This is a genomic window from Bordetella tumbae (genome assembly GCF_965139195.1).
Classification (GTDB): domain Bacteria; phylum Pseudomonadota; class Gammaproteobacteria; order Burkholderiales; family Burkholderiaceae_B; genus Bordetella_A; species Bordetella_A tumbae.
Map to the genome: position 1 here is coordinate 39,974 of NZ_CBCSJH010000031.1, position 18,593 is coordinate 58,566.

An 18,593-nucleotide genomic window follows, 5' to 3' on the forward strand; every position below is an offset into this window, starting at 1 on the left:
GTCGAGGTCTGGCGGACTGTCTCCGTTGCCCTTTGGCTTTTTGGGCGGCTCGGAGCCATTGTTGTTGCCACGACCCCAGCCTGGGTCATTCAGATTGAATAGTTTGGTAATTCGAGGCATTGTTTCCCACGATCTGACCGATCTCCGCAATTGCCCCGCGCAACGCTTCCAGACCGGCGCGCTCGGTAGCGCTTACGAACACTCGCGCAATCGTACCACGGGCATCGCGCTCGATCCTCGGCTCGAGGCCTGCCCGATCAATCTTGTTGTGCACCAGGATGGTGGGAATGGACCCCGCGCCGATTTCATTCAGGACTTTATTGACCTCGGCGATCTGCTCATCACGCTGCGGACTGGCCGCATCCACGACATGCAGCAAGACGTCGGCGTGGATGGTTTCCTCTAGCGTTGCCCGGAAGGCGGCAATCAGATTCGGCGGCAAATCGCGAATGAATCCGACCGTATCGGACAACACCACCGACCCGGTGCCTTCGATCCAGATGCGGCGGGTGGTGGTATCAAGCGTAGCGAACAATTGGTCAGCGGCGTAGGCCCCTGCTCGCGTCAGGGCATTGAAGAGCGTGGATTTGCCGGCGTTGGTATAGCCCACCAACGAGACGGAAAGTGCCCCGCCCCGCGCCCGGGCGCGGCGCTGCGTCACCCGCTGACGTTCGACGCGGTCAAGCCGCTCTCGCAGCATTTTGACTTTGGCGCCGATCATGCGGCGGTCCATTTCGAGCTGCGACTCGCCTGGCCCGCGCATGCCGATACCGCCGCGCTGACGTTCCAAGTGAGTCCACATCCGCGTCAAGCGCGTGACCAGATGCTGTAACTGCGCCAACTCGACCTGCAGCTTGCCTTCGTGGCTTTTGGCGCGCAGCGCAAAAATATCCAGAATAAGCGCGACTCGGTCGACGACTCGTAAATTGAATTCACGCTCGAGGTTACGTTGTTGTGCCGGAGATAACGGCTGATCGAACAGCACGATGTCCGCTAACAAAGCGCCCGCCGTCGCAACGGCCTCTTGGACCTTGCCGGAGCCGATAAAAAATTTGGCGTCGGGCCGATCGCGCCGCGACGTGACGGTGCCGACGATCTCGGCGCCCGCACCACTCGCGAGCATGGCGAATTCTTCGGCATGCGCGACGAAATCGGGATTACCCAAGTCAACGCTGATGATTAGCGCACGCATACATTACCCCCTACGCTGCGCTTGCAGTTCGATGCACCAAATAGGCGCATTTTTAATGATAGTACCGGGTGACACGCCGGAGGACGCATGCTGGGCGAGAGAAAAACGTTCCCCACCACAGCGAAAATGCCCGCCGACACGATCCGTGCGGCGGGCAAAAAAAGGTACAGCTGGAGCTTGACGATTATTCAGCGGGAACATCCACCTGAAAGTTGACAGCGCGAGCGGGAACGACGGTGGAAATGGCGTGCTTGTACACCATTTGCGTCACGGTGTTGCGCAGCAAGACGACATATTGGTCGAACGACTCAATTTGCCCTTGAAGCTTGATACCGTTTACCAGATAGATCGACACAGGTACGTGTTCTTTGCGCAGCGTGTTTAAAAACGGATCTTGCAGAGTTTGCCCTTTATTGCTCATTGGCCAGGCTCCATTTGTTTGTTTTGAGTGGTGGCAGACGCCGAAATGTGTACTCTACAAGGTTTTCCGGGGCCGTGCCACTTGCCTTGCAGAGCAAATTCTTTCATAAGGTGTCTGACTTATTAATGCCGGGGCAAGTCGCCTCGCCCCGATCCTCACGCCAAAATGGCCTTGAGGGTTTCTATCAGACGCGCGCATTGCGACTCAGTTCCAACGGTAATACGTAAAAACTGATCGATGCGGGTCTGTTTAAAGTGACGCACAATAATACTGCGCTCACGCAATGCCGCCGCCAGGGCGGCGCCATCGTGTCCAGGATGACGGGCAAACACGAAATTAGCCGCCGACGGCAGAACTTCGAATCCCAGCGTCTGTAACTGACTGACCAAGTCCTTGCGCGTGGCAATCACGAATTGGCACGCCTGCTCGAAATAGTCCGTGTCTTCGATTGAGGCCACGGCGCCCGCCTCGGCGAGACGATCGATCGGATAGGAATTGAAGCTGTTTTTGACCCGCTCGAGTGCATCGATCAGCACGCGGCTGCCCATTGCATAACCCACCCGCAGCCCCGCCAGCGAACGGGATTTGGACAAGGTCTGGATAACCAGCAGGTTCTCATAACGAGAAATAAGGCTTGCAGCAGATTCCGCACCGAAATCGACATAAGCCTCGTCGATGACGACGACGATATCGGGGTTGGCCGCAACGATACGCTCGATGTCCGACAGCGGCAGCGCCCGGCCAGTCGGGGCATTCGGATTCGGGAAAATGATCCCGCCCGCCTGCCGCCCTGCCGATGGCAAGTAGTCCTGCACGTCGATGCTGAAATCAGCTTTTAGCGGTACAGCCTGATAGGCGATCTGGTACAGCCCGCAATACACGGGATAAAAGCTGTACGTGATATCTGGAAATAACAGCGGGCCGTCATGTTTAAGCAAGGCCTGAAAGGTGTGCGCCAGGATTTCATCGGACCCATTGCCTACGAAGACCTGGTCGGGCTGCACCTGATGACGAGCCGCAACAGCGCGGCGCAGTCGTTCCGAACCTGGATCTGGATAGAGCTTCAGGCTGTCGTTGCAAGCGGCTTGCATGGCCTGCAGCGCCTTGGGTGACGGCCCTAGCGGATGCTCATTCGTATTGAGCTTGACCAGATCTTGTAACTTGGGCTGCTCGCCCGGCACATACGGACTGAGTTCGCCGACGACAGAACTCCAGAAGCGACTCATGCTCAATTTTCCTGCGTGTAAGGATTGTGCGAGGATTTGAATTCGATGCGCAGCGGTGTGCCTGCGAGTTTGAACGCCTCGCGAAAGCGGGTTTCCAGATAGCGGCGATAGGAATCCGGAATGGCATCGAGTGCGTTGCCGTGGATCACCACCAACGGGGGATTTTGTCCACCTTGGTGGGCATAGCGCATCTTGGGACGGAAAATACCCTTGCGTGGAGGTGGCTGTTGTTCCACGGCGGCCTGCAACTCGCGCGTGAGCTTGGGCGTCGACAGCTTTGCAAACGCCGCGGCATGTGCGCCCACCACGGATTTGAGCAAGGGCTTGATGCCCTGGCCTTTCAGGGCAGAAATGGTGTGCGTCGGCGCAAAGGACAAGAATCGCAGCTTGCGGTTGTACTCGCGCTCAATACGTTCACGCTGATCGATGTCCAGGCCATCCCACTTGTTGATCGCCACGACGACCGCACGGCCCGTTTCCAGCACAAAACCGGCAATGTGCGCGTCTTGCTCTGAAACCTCGGTCTGGGCGTCCAATACCAAGAGCACCACATTGCTGGCCTCAATGGCCTGCAGCGTCTTGATGACAGAGAATTTTTCTACGGCTTCGAAGACCTTGCCACGGCGGCGCAAGCCAGCGGTATCGATCAAGGTGTATTTACGGCCGTCACGCTCGAAGTCGATCTCGATCGCATCGCGTGTCGTACCTGGCATATCGAACGCGATGACGCGGTCTTCACCCATCAACGTGTTGATCAAGGTGGATTTGCCCACGTTTGGCCGGCCGACAATGGCGAGCTTGATGCGATGATCGGGTGGCAATTCCCCATCGGCCGTTTCAGCGGCTTCGGGCTCGGGCTCGACCAGATCCCGCAATGCCAACTCGATCAGATCGACGATTCCGTCACCATGAGCCGCCGAGATGGGATGAGGCGTACCCAGCCCCAGCTCGTGAAACTCGCTGGTAGCGTTGCCTACGCCCATGCCTTCGGCTTTGTTGACTGCCAACACCACGCGCTGTTGCCCGGATTTACGCAGCAATTGGGCAATCTCGTGGTCGTGCGCGTTGACGCCGGCCCGAGCATCGACGAGGAACACCACCACATCGGCCTCGGCAATGGCTTGGCTCGTCTGCCGCGCCATTTCACGCAGAATGCCGGTTTTCGCGACGGGTTCGAAACCACCGGTATCAATGGCGATGAAGGGGATGTCTCCCACCCTGCCCTCACCGTAATGGCGATCGCGCGTCAAGCCGGAGTAATCGGCAACCAGCGCCGCGCGAGAACGCGTCAGGCGGTTGAACAGGGTCGACTTGCCCACATTGGGGCGACCGACCAGAGCGACGACGGGCTTGAAAGACACGATTGAGCCAAAAGAAAAAAATTAGTTGGTGCCAAGCAGCACAAGATTGCCATTGCCGGTTTGCACCAGCACGCCGGCAGACGTGGACTGCACAGGCGAAAGGATGGCGCCACCACCGACCGAGAGTCGTGCCAGCAAGCTGCCATCACTGCTGGACAGGAAATGCACATAACCGTCCAGATCGCCCACTGCCACCGCCCCGCCCAACGCGGCAGGCGCGGTCAGCTTGCGATTTTTCAGCGCGGTCTGCTTCCAGACATTGTTGCCGTTCTCGAGCGCAAAGGCGTTCATGACACTGTTCTGGTCTGGCGCATAGGCAAACTGGCTGTCCAACGTCATGCCGCTGGCGCTGGAGAAGTCCTTGGCCCACATGGGGCGGCCGCCTTGGCTGACGTTAAAGCACACGATACGGCCTTGGTATGCGACCGCGCACAGCAGAGGGCCGGCCAAACGCGGCGATCCGACGACGTCGGTCAGGCGCTCGAGATCGCTGGAGCCGCGCGGCGTGGCCACGGTGCCTTCCCACTGGACGTTGCCGCTGCCGACGTTGATGGCCAGCAATTTGCCGCCCGGCAAGCCGGTGATGACCAGGCCTTCGGCCATGACCATCTGCGCCGTGCTACGCAGCGCCAGAGCGGGGCCTGGGCGTTGCAGGCTCCAGAGGCGCTCGCCTGTTTCGATGTTGTAGGCTTGAATCCGATAATCACCGCTGCGCACGACCACAGCGCCGTATCCGACGACCGGTGCAATATCGACGTCGCTGCTGGCCTGGGCCTTCCATTTGACCTTGCCGGTGTCGTCAAACGCGATAACTTGGCCCAACGGAGAGGCCACGACCGTCGTCGACCCGTCGCTGCCCGGACCGGCGGAGAGCTTGGTATCGGCGTCGGCTTTCCAGAGGACTTTTCCGCTCGACAGCTCGACCTTGGCAACGGAGCCATCAGGGGTCGCAGCATAGACCGTATCACCCACAACGGCGGGCACAAATCCCAGACCCGATCCGCTACCGATAGACGTCGACCACACCGAGCGCACCGACATTCCGGCTGAATACTCAGTCAATGGAGCGGGCTCGTAACGGGCATCATCGCTGGCGCAACCGGCCAAAACCAACAAGCTGGCCACAAGCGCAGCACTACGCGCGGCTCGGTGAAAACGGAAAATAGTCATACGTTCATGCTCCGCTGAGAGCGTCCAGTTTCAGTTGCACGGCTTGACGCAAAGGATCGGCAGCACTCAGCCCATCCAGGGCGGCTTGCCAGGCTTTGCGAGCCTCTTCGGGCTTGCCTTGAGCGGCCAAGATGTCGCCGCGGCGGTCCGCATAGAGCGTCGCAAATGCCGCCGGCGGATTGTTCAACTGAGCCAAGGCGGCATCGTACTGTTTCTGATCCAGCAGCAGACCGGCCAGCCGCTCACGCGCTACCGGTTGCAGCGCCGAATGCTTGGATTGCGATGCCAGCCATTCGAGTTGCTGACGCGCGCCATCGAGGTCTTTTTGTTGGACGAGCGCCTGGGCAGCGACCAGTGCCCCACGGGCGGCATAACCTGTGGCCGCATAATCGTCGCGCAAGGTCGAGATAGCAGCCTTGATCCGTACCGAGGAATCGGTACTGCCCAAGCGGGCGGCGTCTTCGAGGGCTTCGAAGTAGCCCATTGCCTGATTGGCACGATGGCTTTGATAAGCCTTCCAACCCCACCAGCCACCCCATGCGAGCACAGCGATGGTCAGTAAAGTCATGATCAGCGTGCCGTAACGCGACCACCACGCCTTGAGCGCGTCGAGTTGTTCCTGTTCTTCGAGATCGTATGCCATGCTTACCCTAGGATTTCAAAACATCCGCCAAGCGGTCCAGCGAGACTTGCTGCTGAGCCGCCTCGTCGGCAGCATCGGCACGCAGGAATTTGACGCTGGCAGTCTGCGAGGCGACTTCGTCGGTGCCAAGAATAACCGCAACTCGGGCACCACTGGCGTCGGCCCGCTTGAATTGCGACTTGAAGCTGGCCGATCCGGCATGCACGATGACCGAAAATCCTGCATCGCGCAATTGCTCGCCCACCCGCGCCGCCAGGCGTTGGGCCGGCTCGCCCTGATGAACGACATAAATGTCACATTCTGTTGTGGCAGCCGCCGGCGCGCTTTGTTCCCAGAGGTCCAGCAGGCGTTCCATGCCAATCGCAAAGCCGACGGCCGGCGCGGGTTTGCCGCCCAGCAACTCGATCAGCCCGTCATAGCGGCCACCGCCGCAAACCGTACCCTGAGAGCCCAGACGGTCGGTGACCCATTCGAAAACGGTCGAGTTGTAGTAATCGAGGCCACGCACCAGACGAGGATTGAGACGGTACTCAATGCCCGCATCCGCCAGCAGTTGGCACAAACCGTCAAAATGCGCGCGCGATTCCTCGCCCAGGAAATCAAACAAATGGGGCGCGCTGTCGGCCATTGCCTGCATGGCTGGATTTTTGGTATCCAGGACGCGTAGCGGATTGCTATACATGCGGCGCAGGCCATCCTCGTCGAGCACGTCGCGATGTTGTTCCAAGTGCGCGATCAGTGCGGCGCGATGCGCGGCGCGTTCGGCAGGCAGCCCCAGGGAATTGAGCTCCAGGCGCACGTCCGTTAGCCCCAGTTGTTTCCACAGACGTGCCAACATGATGATGAGTTCGGCGTCGACATCCGGACCGGCAAAGCCCAGCGCCTCAACGTCGATCTGATGAAACTGGCGATAACGGCCGCGCTGGGGACGCTCGTGACGAAATACCGGGCCGATGCTATACACCCGTTGCGGCCGGTCGTAGAGCAAATTGTGCTCGATGGTGGCACGCACCACGCCAGCGGTCATCTCGGGACGCATGGTGAGCGATTCACCGTTCAGCGCATCAGTAAAGGTGTACATCTCTTTTTCGACGATGTCCGTGACTTCGCCGATGCCGCGCGTAAACAGACGCGTGTGCTCGAGCACAGGCGTGCGCACATTGCGATAGCCATAGCTGCGCAACCAGCCACGCACGATGTCTTCGAATTGCTCCCACCGGGCGCCATCGGCCGGCAGGACGTCATTCATGCCGCGGATTGCGGCGACTTTCTGAAACGCTTGCGTCATCTTCATCATGCCGCGGCGAATCGCACCATGCGATCCGCCTGACGGCTCAGCCCTTACTTTTAATGAGTGGCCTGCGCGCCGTAACGGCNCGCGACGTAGTCTTCGACAATGGTCTGGAATTCTTCGGCGATGTGGTCACCCTTGAGGGTGACGGTACGTTCGCCATCGATGAACACCGGTGCGGCTGGCACCTCGCCCGTACCGGGCAAACTGATCCCGATATCTGCATGGCGGCTTTCACCGGGGCCATTGACCACACAGCCCATTACCGCGACGTTCATACTCTCAACGCCGGGATAATGGGCGCGCCACACCGGCATCTGGCGACGTAAATAAGACTGAATGCTGTCGGCCAGTTCTTGAAAAAAAGTGCTGCTGGTGCGTCCACACCCTGGGCATGCCACGACCATCGGCGTGAATGCACGCAGATTCATGGTTTGCAGGATTTCCTGCGCTACCACGACCTCGCGCGTACGATCACCGCCGGGTTCGGGGGTCAGCGAAATACGGATGGTGTCGCCGATACCTTGTTGCAGCAAGACGGACAACGCAGCCGTCGAGGCCACGATGCCTTTGCTGCCCATGCCGGCCTCGGTCAGCCCCAGGTGCAACGGATAATCGCAGCGCGCGGACAGATCGCGATACACGGCGATCAAGTCCTGTACGTGGCTGACTTTGCAAGACAGGATGATGGCATCGCCACGCAGGCCGAGCTCTTCGGCGCGCTGGGCATTGCTGATCGCGGACACGACGAGCGCATCGCGCATCACGGCCTGGGCTTCCCAGGGCTGGGCGCGACGGCTGTTTTCGTCCATTTTGCGCGCCATCAATTCGTGATCGAGACTGCCCCAGTTGACCCCGATACGCACGGGTTTATCGTGGCGGCAGGCGACCTCGATCATTTGCGCAAAGTTGTCGTCACGACGCTTGCCACCGCCCATGTTGCCGGGGTTGATCCGGTACTTTGACAGGGCTTGCGCGCAGTCGGGAAACTGGGTCAACAGCTTGTGGCCGTTGTAGTGGAAGTCCCCCACCAGCGGCACCGATACACCCATACGGTCCAGTTGCTCGCGGATGGCGATGACTTCGCGCGCCGCCTCGGGCGTGTTGACCGTGATACGCACCATTTCCGACCCGGCGAGCGCCAGTTCTTTTACCTGAATGGCCGTCGCAATGGCATCCGCGGTATCCGTATTCGTCATGGACTGGACCACGACCGGGGCCTGGCCACCGATGTGGACAACGCGTTCGCCCCATTTCACGGCAACCGAGCGCGTCGGGCGGCGTGAGGCTGCGCCGACTTCGGGAGGCGGGGCATCTTGGCAGGGCACAGACAACTCTTGCATGCGTATATTGAATTACGGTTTTTCACCGGACAGCCAGGATGGCAGCCAATCGGCAGGGAGCCAGCCTTGCCAGAAAGCATAGCCGCCCAGCACTGCCAGCAATACGACGATCACCAGTATCCATCCCCACGGCGTGGAGTTGCGGTGGTCACTGTGCGCGCTGACCGCCACAGGAATCGTACGCGATACCCGATGAACGGAACCAGGCGAGCTCAGTGCCCCGACCTGGCTTTCCACTGAGGAAACGATCGCCGCCGGATCGGTATCGAGCAAGCGCGCATAGCTGCGGACCAAGCCGCGCAGCGAAACGCCCTTGGGCAACTTGTCCCATTGCTCGCCTTCCAGAGCCTGGATCTGACGCGGCGCAAACTTGATGCGGCTCGAAACCTCCTCGAGAGACCAGCCCTTTGCGACGCGCAAGTCCTTCAGGGCCTGGCCAACGGTAGCCGTCGTGCCAGCGTTTGCTGGCTGATCCGGAGTTGCCGATTCCTTGGAAAGCGCCGCCGCGTTGAGCTCCTGCGTCATGCCTGCACCTGTGCAATGGGTATGGTCCGCCCGGCATTACGCTGGGCGACACGTGTACGATCGCGAACCTCGCCCGCCAATTGTCCACAGGCCGCATCGATATCGTCGCCACGCGTCTTGCGTACCGTCGTCACAATGCCGGCATCCATTAGGCGCTGGGCAAAGACCTTGACCCGCGCAGAGGGCGAACGCTTGAGGCCGGAGGCCGGAAACGGATTAAAAGGAATCAGGTTGAGCTTGCAGCGGATCTGCCGAGCCACCTGGATGAGCGCCTTGGCATGTTGATCGGTGTCATTCACACCATCCAGCATGCAGTATTCGAAAGTAATGAAATCACGCGGCGCGCTGGCGAGATAGCGTTCGCACGCAGCCAGCAATTCAGCCAACGGATATTTTTTGTTCAGCGGCACCAGCTCGTCGCGCAACGCATCCGTAGGTGCATGCAACGATACGGCCAACGCCACAGGACAGTCTTTTGCCAACCGGTCCATCATGGGCACAACACCCGACGTGGACACGGTCACGCGACGGCGCGAGAGGCCGTACGCATTGTCATCCAGCATCAAACGCAGCGCAGGCAACAGCTGGTCGTAATTGAGCAGGGGCTCGCCCATGCCCATCATGACGACGTTGCTGATCACACGCGTGTCATCGCTGCGCGCCCCGCCCAGGCGAGCCGTACCGGCGTCGGCCTCGAGGATGCGCTTGGCCCACCACAGCTGGCCGATGATTTCGCTGGCCTGCAGGTTGCGGTTAAAGCCCTGGTGACCAGTAGAGCAGAAACGGCAGTTGACCGCGCAGCCTGCCTGGCTGGACACGCACAGCGTGCCGCGATCGTCTTCGGGGATGAAGACCGTTTCGATGGCGTTACCCTGCCCCACGTCGAACAGCCACTTGCGTGTGCCGTCCGAGGAGCGCTGCTCGGTATTGACCGGCGGCGCCTGGATCAGGCAGTGCTCTGCCAGTTGCCCGCGAAACTCGCGAGCCAGATCGGTCATGGCGTCGAACGAGTCAGCCCCACGCTGATGCACCCAACGCTGCAATTGGCGGGCGCGAAACGGCTTGCCCCCCCACTGCCCGACGAGGTCGGACAGTTTGGCGGCATCGAGGCCCAGGAGATTGACGCGTTCGGCGGTTTCCATGACGTACTCAGGTAATGCTAACCCAGATCAACGGCTGTGGATGTTGATTTCGGGGAAGAAGAAGGCGACTTCGACGGCGGCGGTTTCGGGAGCATCCGAACCGTGCACGGCGTTGGCGTCGATGCTGTCAGCGAAATCGGCGCGGATGGTGCCGGCCTCGGCTTTCTTGGGATCGGTCGCGCCCATCAGGTCGCGGTTTTTCTGGATGGCGTCAGCGCCTTCCAGGACCTGCACGAACACGGGGCCCGAGACCATGAAGTCAACCAGGTCCTTGAAGAAGGGGCGTTCTTTGTGCACGGCATAGAAGCGCTCGGCGTCGGCACGCGACAGTTGTTGCAGGCGTGCGGCGATGACTTTCAGGCCAGCGTTTTCGAAGCGGGCGACGATCTGACCGATGACGTTCTTGGCCACGGCGTCGGGCTTGATGATCGAGAGAGTACGTTGGACGGACATGGAGACTCCAAATTCCTAATAAAAACAGGGACTTCTGTAGGGTTTACAGTAACCCGACATTCTAACACGCCGTCAAGACCGCAATACATCTTAAAATGAACGGTTTGCTTGGCCACCAATCGGCCGGGCCCTCGCCTTTTGCCGGAACCCAGTAATGACCGAAGCCGCTGCCCCGATCCCGTCTGACACCGATACCGCCGACCTGCCCAAAAGCTTTGAGCCCGCAGCGCTCGAAGCCCACTGGTACACCGAATGGGAGCGCCGCGGCTATTTCGCGGCAGGCCAACACGTAAAAACAGGGACGGACTCCCAGCCCTACGTCATCCAGTTCCCTCCGCCCAATGTAACAGGCACGCTGCACATGGGGCACGCGTTCAACCAGACCATCATGGATGGCCTGGTGCGCTATCACCGCATGCGCGGCGACGACACGGTCTTTATTCCCGGCACCGATCACGCCGGCATTGCCACCCAGATCGTGGTGGAACGCCGCCTGGACGCCGAAAAAGTCTCGCGCCACGACCTGGGCCGCGAGAAATTCATCGAGAAAGTCTGGGAATGGAAAGAGCAGTCCGGCAACACCATCACCAGCCAGGTTCGCCGGCTGGGCGCGTCCGCCGACTGGCCCCGTGAATACTTCACCATGGACGACCGCATGTCGCGCGGCGTGGTGGAGACCTTTGTCCGTCTGTACCAGCAGGGCCTGATCTATCGCGGCAAGCGCCTGGTCAACTGGGACCCGAAACTATTGACGGCCGTCTCCGACCTCGAGGTGCAATCCGAGGAAGTCGACGGCCATATGTGGCACATTTTGTATCCGTTTGTCGACGGTCCGCAGACTATTGTGGACAAGGACGGCCAGACCGTCACGCTGCGCGGCTTGACGATCGCTACCACCCGGCCGGAAACCATGCTGGCCGACGGCGCGCTGTGCGTACACCCCGATGATCCCCGCTATCAGCATCTGATTGGCAAGCTGGTCGAGCTGCCGCTGTGCGATAGAAATATCCCGATCATTGCGGACGACTTCGTCGATCCGGAATTCGGCACCGGTTGCGTCAAGATCACCGGCGCTCACGATTTCAACGACTATGCCTGCGCGCAGCGCCACAATCTGCCCCTGATTGTGATTTTCACGCTGGACGCGCACATCAATGAAAACGGCCCGAAACAGTTCCAGGGCCTGGAACGCTACGAGGCCCGCAAAGCCGTCGTGGCTCAGCTCGAAGCCGAACACTACCTGGTCAAGGTCGAGCCGCACAAAATGATGCAGCCCAAGGGCGACCGTACCGGTGTCGTGCTGGAGCCCATGCTGACCGACCAGTGGTTTGTGGCGATGAGCAAGCCCGCCCCCGAAGGCACGTTGAATCCGGGCAAGAGCATCACCGAAGTCGCACTGGATGTCGTGGCCAATGGAGAGATCAAGTTCTACCCAGAAAACTGGACCACCATCTACAACCAATGGCTGAATAACATCCAGGACTGGTGTATTTCACGCCAGCTCTGGTGGGGCCACCAAATCCCGGCCTGGTATGCCGAGGATGGCCAGGTTTTCGTTGCACACTCCGAGGCAGATGCTCAGGAACAAGCCCGCGCCGCTGGCGTGACGGGCCCGTTGACCCGCGACCCGGACGTACTGGATACGTGGTTCTCGTCGGGCCTGGTGCCCTTCACCACCCTGGGCTGGCCCGAGAACACCCCCGACCTGCAACGCTATCTGCCCTCCAGTGTGCTGGTCACGGGCTTTGACATTATTTTCTTCTGGGTCGCGCGCATGGTCATGCTGACCACGCACATGACGGGCCAGATTCCGTTCAAGCACGTGTACGTGCATGGCCTGATCCGTGATGCCGACGGCCAGAAGATGAGCAAATCCAAGGGCAATACGCTCGATCCGGTGGATCTGATCGACGGCATCGACCTGGATGGCCTGGTCGCCAAGCGCACTTATGGATTGATGAATCCGAAGCAAGCCAGCACGATCGAGAAAGCAACGCGCCGCCAGTATCCCGATGGCATTCCGTCATTTGGCACGGACGCGCTGCGCTTCACGATGGCAGCCTACGCCACGCTCGGACGCAACATCAATTTCGATCTCAAGCGCTGCGAGGGCTATCGCAATTTCTGCAACAAACTGTGGAACGCGACGCGCTTTGTGTTGATGAACACTGAGGGGCATGATCTAGGCGGCGATCAAACGGCCGAGCTGTCGTTTGCCGATCGCTGGATTGTCAGCCAATTGCAGGCCCTGGAGGCCGAAGTCGAACGCGGCTTTGCCGACTACCGTTTCGACAACGTCGCCAACGCGCTTTATCGCTATGTCTGGGATGAATACTGCGATTGGTACGTGGAGTTGGCCAAGGTACAGATCCAGAACGGCACGCCTGCTCAGCAACTGGGCACGCGCCGCACCTTGATTCGTGTGCTCGAGGCCGTGCTGCGTTTGGCGCATCCGATCATTCCGTTCATTACTGAAGCCCTGTGGCAGAAAGTGTCGGTAGTGGCAGGCAAACGCGCAGACGGCGCGACCGACAGTGTCAGCGTTCAGCCCTACCCCCGCAGCAATCCGGATGCAGTTGACACGGCAGCCGAGGCAGATGTCGCTGAATTGAAAGCTCAGGTTGAAGCAGTACGCGCCCTGCGTGGCGAAATGAATCTGTCGCCTGCTCAGCGTGTTCCCCTCGTGGCTCAAGGTGATGCCGCGACGCTCACACGCAATGGACCGTACTTGGCCGCGCTGGCCAAGTTGAGTCAGGTCGATGTGGTCGATACGCTGCCTGATGCCGGGGCGCCGGTACAAGTGGTGGGTACGGCTCGCCTGATGCTGCACGTGGAAATCGATGTTGTTGCTGAACGCGCGCGCTTGGACAAGGAAATCGCCCGCCTCGAGGGTGAAATTGCCAAGGCCAATGGCAAGCTGGGTAATGCCAGCTTTGTCGAGCGTGCGCCAGCGGCGGTCGTTGCACAGGAGAAAGGCCGATTGGCGCAGTTCAATGAGACGCTGGCCAAGGTGCGTGAGCAGCGGGTCAAGCTGGGATAAGAGCGGAGCCCATGGCGCTGTCGATGTTCAATGGCGCTATGGGCTGTTCTTGGAATCGGCTTGCGAAGATGTGGCGGCCTCAGGCTAGCTAGTTGTCCATGCTGATGCCTGCGACCTTGACGACGGTTTTCCAACGCGCAATCTCGTTCAACTGGAATGCGCGCAATTTGTCGCCCACGGCATCGCCGGGTTTGGCGCCGATGTCTTGAATCGATTTGATGGTATCGGGCTCATGCAGGATCGCTGAGACATTACGCTGCAGTATTTGCAGAGGGTCTGCGGGCGTTTTGGCGGGGGCAAACAGGGCGTACCACGCTGTTGCAACGTAGTCGGCAACACCGGCTTGCTGCATGGTCATCACTTCGGGAATGACGGCGTTGCGGACGGGATCGCAGACGGCCAGTGCGCGTAATGCGCCGCTTTGGATGTTCGGCAACACTAACGGCAAGTCGGCAAACATGACAGGGACTCGTCCGCTGACAAGATCTACCAATGCGCCCGCGCTGCCTTTGTATGGCACGTGCAGCATTGACGTCTGCGTCGAGTATTTGAACAGTTCGGCGGCGAGATGCTGCGAGGCGCCCACACCGCCAGAGGCATAACTGATCGAGCCTGGACGGCTCTTCAGTAATTGCACCAGTTCCTTGACGCTTTGTACCTTGAGATCAGGATGAACGACCAAGACCAGAGTGACCTCGCCCGCCAGCGCAATGGGAGCGAAGTCTGTCACCGGGTCGTAGGGCATGTCGCGGTAGATCAAGGGATTGGTGGCATGCGTGCCAATGGATCCCATGACCAACGTATAACCGTCGGGCGGCGATTTGGCCACATAGTCTGCAGCGATATTTCCGCTCGCCCCGGTGCGGTTCTCTACGGTCACAGGCTGCTTTAAACGTCCAGACAATTGTGCACCTATCAAGCGCGTCAAGACGTCCGTGGAGCCGCCCGGCGCAAAGGGTACGATCATGCGTATAGGTTTGCTCGGAAAAGCATCCTGGTCGGCGGCACGCGCCAGAGAGGGTCCCAGTACGCACGCAGCGGCGAGGCTGCGCAAGATATCCCTGCGGGTACAGGATGGGGCGCTCATGCCGATGCCTCGATTTGCGCAATATGGCCGGAAGGCGTACCCAATACGGTGGTTCGCTCTAAATGCCGCCGGTATCGAGGGTCATAGTCACCCAGCGCCAGATGCGCTGTACAGCGGTTATCCCAGATCAATAGGTCTTTCGGCTGCCAGTTATGGCGGTACACAAAATGCGGGCGCGTGGCATGACGGATCAGAAAGTCGATCAACGGTCTGCTTTCCTCTGGCGTCATGCCCTCGAAGCATTTGACCTTTTCGCCTATGTATAGCGCCTTGCGGCCCGTTTCGGGATGCACGCGCACGACGGGTTGCGCGACGGGTGGATTCAAACGCTGATTTTCCTTTTCCCAAGACGTGGATAGTCCGGAGTTTTTCCGTTCAGAGTGATGAATGCCGTTCAGCCCCTCGATCATCTGTTTCATCCGCTCTGACAGCGCGTCATAAGCGACATACATGTTCGCAAACAGGGTGTCCCCTCCTACGGGCGGAACCTCGACTGCACGCAAAAGCGACCCAAGCGCTGGGGCCAGTGTGAACGACATGTCGGAATGCCACATCTGCCCTGTGTATCTGGAGTTCGAGGGGCTGCCATCAGGCTTCTGGTCATTCGTCACCATCAACAGCTCTGGGAACGTCGCATTCCGATCCAAGGGCAAGGACTCGTGCTCATCCAGATCGCCGAACCTGCGGCTGAATCCGATGTGCTGTTCACGAGTAATAGACTGGCCTCGAATCAGCAGGACACCATATTGCAGGAACGCCTGGTGCACGCCTTCCCAGTCACTGTCCGAGATAGGGGAACGCAAATCCAGCCCGAGGATTTCGGCGCCCAAGGCGAATGACAGGGGTCTACATTCAATGGCCATGTTTTGTCTCCTTTTGCGGACCATTGAATCACTCGCCGATGATTTTGATAATCGGTAATATTAGAAAAATTATTCAGCTTTTCTAAAAAATATGAATCTACGCCGTATCGAGAGCTTTATTGCCGTGGCCGAGCTGCGCAGCTTTAGCGCTGCGGGCATCAAGCTGCATCGCTCGCCTGCTGCGATCAGCACCCACATACAGCAACTCGAAACCGAGTTGGGTGTGCCGCTCTTTGATCGCACGACGCGCCAAGTCGCCATGACAACGGAGGGGCAGCTGTTTTACACGCGCTGCCAGACGGTAGTTCGCGAGCTGATGGAAGTCTCGCGAGAACTCGGGGAAAGATCGGAACTGCGCGGGGGCCACGTATCGATTGGCACAGTCCCGTCGATCTCAAGCTTGAAACTGCCCTCTGTTCTGGGCGAATTCAAAAGCAAATATCCGAATATCACGCTGGAGCTGCACGAAGGCCCTATCAATCAGATTCACAGAGACCTGAGCGAACGTGTCACTGACTTTGCCGTGGCTCCCCTGCACGAGGACTCATATGATCTGGATCACCAAGCGATCGTCAATGACCCGTTCGTCGCTATCCTGCCTCGCGCCATGACCACCAACCGGAAATACATCACGCTGAAGGCGCTGAATCAGATCGATCTACTGGCACTATCTCATGACACCGCAGTGCGGGCCACTGTAGAGTTGGTCTTTAGAAATGCGGGGCTGCGGTATCGGCCCAAAATCGAACTCACCCATCATCAAACGGTCATCAGCATGGTGGAGGCGGGGCTCGGCGCCGCGATCTTGCCTACGATATGCGTCCCAAAGGAAGAGAACGCTGATTATCAGGTCTTGCCTATACGCCCAGGAGTCCTTACGCGGCAGATCTGCATTGTCACCGTGAACGGCAAGAGACTCAGCCCAGCGGCTCAAGCGTGTGCGAATCAGATCGTTCAGGCATTGAGAGAGTCGGCGTGAGTGATGGGGGGGTTTAGTGCTATTGACGTCGATGCGGGGCAGTGGCCGCGCGGGCGCTTCACGTGGCCGGGCCGATTGCCTCGGCTCGACGACCAACAGAAAACCTGACGTCCGCCCAAGCCCGTGCACGCAAACCAACAAACTAGCCCAAGAGAACCCTACCGAGCAGCCTTCAACGCCGTCAGAAACTTCTCATCAGCACGCGTCAGCCACCCATTAGCCCGCGCCCGCTCAAGCAAATCAGGACGACGCTGCGCAGTCAATCGCAGCGACTGCTCCCGTCGCCACCGCGCAATATTGGCATGATGCCCACTCAGCAACTCAGCAGGCACAGCCTCCCCGTCATACACCTCGGGCCGCGTGTAATGCGGGCTATCCAGCAACCCCGACAACGTGTCATTGAAAGAGTCCTGAAGCGCCGAATCACCGTCATTCAACACACCCGGCACCAGACGCACCGCAGCATCAATCACCGCGAGCGCGGCAATTTCCCCGCCAGACAACACAAAATCGCCGAGCGAGATCTCATCGGTAACGCAGCGATCAATAAAGCGCTGATCAATGCCCTCATAGCGGCCACAGATCATGATGGCCCCCTCGCCATTAGCCAGCGCCTGAGCACCCTGCTGATCATAGCGACGCCCTGTCGGTGACAGCAGCACCACCGGCGCGACCCCTAGACCCTGCTGCGCACGATCCGATTGCGCAGCAGCAACAGCGGCCTCTAACGGGGCCGCCATCATCACCATGCCCGGACCACCCCCATAAGGGCGATCGTCGACCGTGCGATGAACATCGTGGGTATAGTCGCGTGGATTCCAGGCGCGCAACGCCCATAGTCCCTGGGAATGCGCTCTGCCGGTAACGCCCAAGTCGCGCACAGTTCCGAACATGTCCGGAAAGAGCGTGACGACATCAAAGCGCATCAGATTTCCGTGGGCCAGTTGCTGTCGATACGACGCGCGGACAGGTCCACCGCCAGGATATGCGCGGCGACAAAAGGCACCAGCATTTCCATTGGGCGACCCTTGGGATCGAGCCTGGCCTCGGGCTCTGCGCCAGGCGCAGGTGCGCGCTGCAACACCACACGCAAGATCGCGTGGGCGCCGTTATCCATGACGTCCTCGACGATACCGACGCGAGCAGGCTCGCCCTCCGCATCCGAATAGAATGCGCAGCCGATCAAATCGACCCAGTAATACTCGTCGTCGGCAGTCGCCGGAAACTCGCTGCGCGGCACCTGTACGGTGTAGCCGCGCATAGATTCGGCCTGATCACGATCTGCAACGCCGTCAAGCTGCGCCACAACGGCCGTGCCCTGAGGCCGGGCCTGCAGCACTCGATGAGCAGTCGGTACAGACGTGACAACGCCTCGCGCCGTTTCAGGGGCGAGGCGAGTCAGCCACCAGGTCTTTGCCCGGCATAAACCATCAGCCTGTGCGGAATGCGGCTGTACCTTGACCCAACCCTTGACACCATACGCCCCGGTAATGCGGCCCAACTCGACTAAGTCGTCAGGCGCTGCATTGCGAGTAATGGCATCAGACGGCATCAGGCCAACAGCCGAAAGCGACACACAGGTTTCCTGCTAGCCCTTAGGCTGCAGCGGAAACCTTGGCCGAGTAGTCTTTGACCAGACGCTCAACGGCGGGCGACAGTTGTGCACCGCTGTTGGTCCAGTATTGGACGCGATCCAGCGCAATGCGCAGTTGCTCCGAGCCTTCGCTGGCGACGGGGTTGTAAAAACCCACGCGCTCGATGAAGCGGCCATCGCGACGGTTGCGCGAATCGGTAGCTACCAGGTTGTAGAACGGACGCTTCTTGGAGCCACCGCGGGCCATGCGAATCACCACCATA

Annotated in this window: 17 protein-coding genes and 1 pseudogene; 2 read left to right on the top strand and 16 right to left on the bottom strand. The window is 59.6% G+C overall.

Features of this window, described 5'->3' with window-relative positions; all coding sequences use genetic code 11:
- Nucleotides 1-85: 85 nt before the first annotated feature.
- The 11 genes and pseudogenes from hflX to ndk form a co-directional block, all read right to left on the bottom strand.
- A complete protein-coding gene (hflX, locus tag ACNA0J_RS23275) occupies nt 86-1,192 on the bottom strand; it encodes a GTPase HflX (protein ID WP_415821245.1) in 1,107 nt (368 codons plus the stop codon).
- Nucleotides 1,193-1,376: 184 nt separating this feature from the next.
- Complete coding sequence (gene hfq / locus ACNA0J_RS23280; RefSeq protein ID WP_012248943.1) at nt 1,377-1,613, bottom strand: RNA chaperone Hfq; 237 nt, start codon at nt 1,611-1,613, stop codon at nt 1,377-1,379.
- A 155-nt stretch (nt 1,614-1,768) separates the two neighbouring features.
- Nucleotides 1,769-2,839, bottom strand: a complete 1,071-nt coding sequence (hisC, locus tag ACNA0J_RS23285) for a histidinol-phosphate transaminase (RefSeq protein ID WP_415821246.1) — start codon at nt 2,837-2,839, stop codon at nt 1,769-1,771.
- Nucleotides 2,840-2,841: 2 nt separating this feature from the next.
- Nucleotides 2,842-4,200, bottom strand: a complete 1,359-nt coding sequence (gene der, locus ACNA0J_RS23290) for a ribosome biogenesis GTPase Der (protein ID WP_415821247.1) — start codon at nt 4,198-4,200, stop codon at nt 2,842-2,844.
- Between the two features lie 21 nt (nt 4,201-4,221).
- Complete coding sequence (bamB, locus tag ACNA0J_RS23295) at nt 4,222-5,370, bottom strand: outer membrane protein assembly factor BamB (RefSeq protein ID WP_415821248.1); 1,149 nt, start codon at nt 5,368-5,370, stop codon at nt 4,222-4,224.
- A gap of 4 nt (nt 5,371-5,374) precedes the next feature.
- Complete coding sequence (locus ACNA0J_RS23300; protein WP_415821249.1) at nt 5,375-6,013, bottom strand: YfgM family protein; 639 nt, start codon at nt 6,011-6,013, stop codon at nt 5,375-5,377.
- A gap of 7 nt (nt 6,014-6,020) precedes the next feature.
- Entirely contained in the window at nt 6,021-7,301 is a 1,281-nt protein-coding gene (gene hisS / locus ACNA0J_RS23305) for a histidine--tRNA ligase (protein ID WP_415821278.1), read from the bottom strand.
- A gap of 89 nt (nt 7,302-7,390) precedes the next feature.
- Nucleotides 7,391-8,647 (bottom strand): annotated as a pseudogene (gene ispG, locus ACNA0J_RS23310) (flavodoxin-dependent (E)-4-hydroxy-3-methylbut-2-enyl-diphosphate synthase); the annotation flags it as partial.
- Between the two features lie 12 nt (nt 8,648-8,659).
- Nucleotides 8,660-9,172, bottom strand: coding sequence for a helix-turn-helix domain-containing protein (locus tag ACNA0J_RS23315; RefSeq protein WP_415821250.1), 513 nt, complete (start codon nt 9,170-9,172; stop codon nt 8,660-8,662).
- Nucleotides 9,169-10,314 (bottom strand): dual-specificity RNA methyltransferase RlmN, encoded by a 1,146-nt coding sequence (rlmN, locus tag ACNA0J_RS23320; RefSeq protein WP_415821252.1) that lies wholly within the window; start codon nt 10,312-10,314, stop codon nt 9,169-9,171. Before rlmN ends, ACNA0J_RS23315 begins: the two co-directional genes overlap by 4 nt.
- Nucleotides 10,315-10,341: 27 nt before the next feature.
- On the bottom strand, nt 10,342-10,767 hold the full coding sequence (ndk, locus tag ACNA0J_RS23325) for a nucleoside-diphosphate kinase (RefSeq protein WP_415821254.1): 426 nt from the start codon (nt 10,765-10,767) through the stop codon (nt 10,342-10,344).
- Nucleotides 10,768-10,921: 154 nt separating this feature from the next.
- On the opposite strand from ndk, the gene ACNA0J_RS23330 reads away from it, so the two are divergent.
- Nucleotides 10,922-13,807, top strand: a complete 2,886-nt coding sequence (locus ACNA0J_RS23330) for a valine--tRNA ligase (protein ID WP_415821256.1) — start codon at nt 10,922-10,924, stop codon at nt 13,805-13,807.
- An 88-nt stretch (nt 13,808-13,895) separates the two neighbouring features.
- Here the strand turns inward: ACNA0J_RS23330 and ACNA0J_RS23335 are convergent, their stop codons facing one another.
- Nucleotides 13,896-14,894 (bottom strand): Bug family tripartite tricarboxylate transporter substrate binding protein, encoded by a 999-nt coding sequence (locus ACNA0J_RS23335; protein WP_415821257.1) that lies wholly within the window; start codon nt 14,892-14,894, stop codon nt 13,896-13,898.
- Entirely contained in the window at nt 14,891-15,757 is an 867-nt protein-coding gene (locus ACNA0J_RS23340) for a TauD/TfdA dioxygenase family protein (protein ID WP_415821258.1), read from the bottom strand. Before ACNA0J_RS23340 ends, ACNA0J_RS23335 begins: the two co-directional genes overlap by 4 nt.
- A 91-nt stretch (nt 15,758-15,848) precedes the next feature.
- Here ACNA0J_RS23340 and ACNA0J_RS23345 point away from each other — a divergent pair, with 91 nt between their 5' ends.
- Entirely contained in the window at nt 15,849-16,736 is an 888-nt protein-coding gene (locus ACNA0J_RS23345; protein ID WP_415821259.1) for a LysR family transcriptional regulator, read from the top strand.
- A 158-nt stretch (nt 16,737-16,894) separates the two neighbouring features.
- On the opposite strand, the gene trmD is transcribed toward ACNA0J_RS23345, so the two are convergent.
- Genes trmD through rpsP form a run of 3 tightly spaced genes read right to left on the bottom strand, consistent with a single transcriptional unit; the run spans nt 16,895 to nt 18,592 of the window.
- Nucleotides 16,895-17,662, bottom strand: a complete 768-nt coding sequence (gene trmD, locus ACNA0J_RS23350) for a tRNA (guanosine(37)-N1)-methyltransferase TrmD (protein ID WP_415821260.1) — start codon at nt 17,660-17,662, stop codon at nt 16,895-16,897.
- Complete coding sequence (rimM, locus tag ACNA0J_RS23355) at nt 17,662-18,288, bottom strand: ribosome maturation factor RimM (protein WP_415821279.1); 627 nt, start codon at nt 18,286-18,288, stop codon at nt 17,662-17,664. The genes trmD and rimM overlap by 1 nt, the downstream gene beginning before the upstream one ends.
- Before the next feature lie 43 nt (nt 18,289-18,331).
- Nucleotides 18,332-18,592 (bottom strand): 30S ribosomal protein S16, encoded by a 261-nt coding sequence (gene rpsP / locus ACNA0J_RS23360; RefSeq protein ID WP_094820518.1) that lies wholly within the window; start codon nt 18,590-18,592, stop codon nt 18,332-18,334.
- Nucleotide 18,593 lies beyond the last annotated feature (1 nt).

Bases quoted from the DNA above. Each gene is read 5' to 3' on its own strand.
- hisC (WP_415821246.1), bottom strand. From the start codon at position 2,839: ATGAGTCGCTTCTGGAGTTCTGTCGTCGGCGAACTCAGTCCGTATGTG.
- ACNA0J_RS23300 (WP_415821249.1), bottom strand. From the start codon at position 6,013: ATGGCATACGATCTCGAAGAACAGGAACAACTCGACGCGCTCAAGGCG.
- ACNA0J_RS23335 (WP_415821257.1), bottom strand. From the start codon at position 14,894: ATGAGCGCCCCATCCTGTACCCGCAGGGATATCTTGCGCAGCCTCGCC.
- ACNA0J_RS23340 (WP_415821258.1), bottom strand. From the start codon at position 15,757: ATGGCCATTGAATGTAGACCCCTGTCATTCGCCTTGGGCGCCGAAATC.
- hisS (WP_415821278.1), bottom strand. From the start codon at position 7,301: ATGACGCAAGCGTTTCAGAAAGTCGCCGCAATCCGCGGCATGAATGAC.
- trmD (WP_415821260.1), bottom strand. From the start codon at position 17,662: ATGCGCTTTGATGTCGTCACGCTCTTTCCGGACATGTTCGGAACTGTG.
- hfq (WP_012248943.1), bottom strand. From the start codon at position 1,613: ATGAGCAATAAAGGGCAAACTCTGCAAGATCCGTTTTTAAACACGCTG.
- ndk (WP_415821254.1), bottom strand. From the start codon at position 10,767: ATGTCCGTCCAACGTACTCTCTCGATCATCAAGCCCGACGCCGTGGCC.
- bamB (WP_415821248.1), bottom strand. From the start codon at position 5,370: ATGACTATTTTCCGTTTTCACCGAGCCGCGCGTAGTGCTGCGCTTGTG.
- rlmN (WP_415821252.1), bottom strand. From the start codon at position 10,314: ATGGAAACCGCCGAACGCGTCAATCTCCTGGGCCTCGATGCCGCCAAA.
- rpsP (WP_094820518.1), bottom strand. From the start codon at position 18,592: ATGGTGGTGATTCGCATGGCCCGCGGTGGCTCCAAGAAGCGTCCGTTC.
- ACNA0J_RS23330 (WP_415821256.1), top strand. From the start codon at position 10,922: ATGACCGAAGCCGCTGCCCCGATCCCGTCTGACACCGATACCGCCGAC.
- hflX (WP_415821245.1), bottom strand. From the start codon at position 1,192: ATGCGTGCGCTAATCATCAGCGTTGACTTGGGTAATCCCGATTTCGTC.
- rimM (WP_415821279.1), bottom strand. From the start codon at position 18,288: ATGCCGTCTGATGCCATTACTCGCAATGCAGCGCCTGACGACTTAGTC.
- ACNA0J_RS23345 (WP_415821259.1), top strand. From the start codon at position 15,849: ATGAATCTACGCCGTATCGAGAGCTTTATTGCCGTGGCCGAGCTGCGC.
- ACNA0J_RS23315 (WP_415821250.1), bottom strand. From the start codon at position 9,172: ATGACGCAGGAGCTCAACGCGGCGGCGCTTTCCAAGGAATCGGCAACT.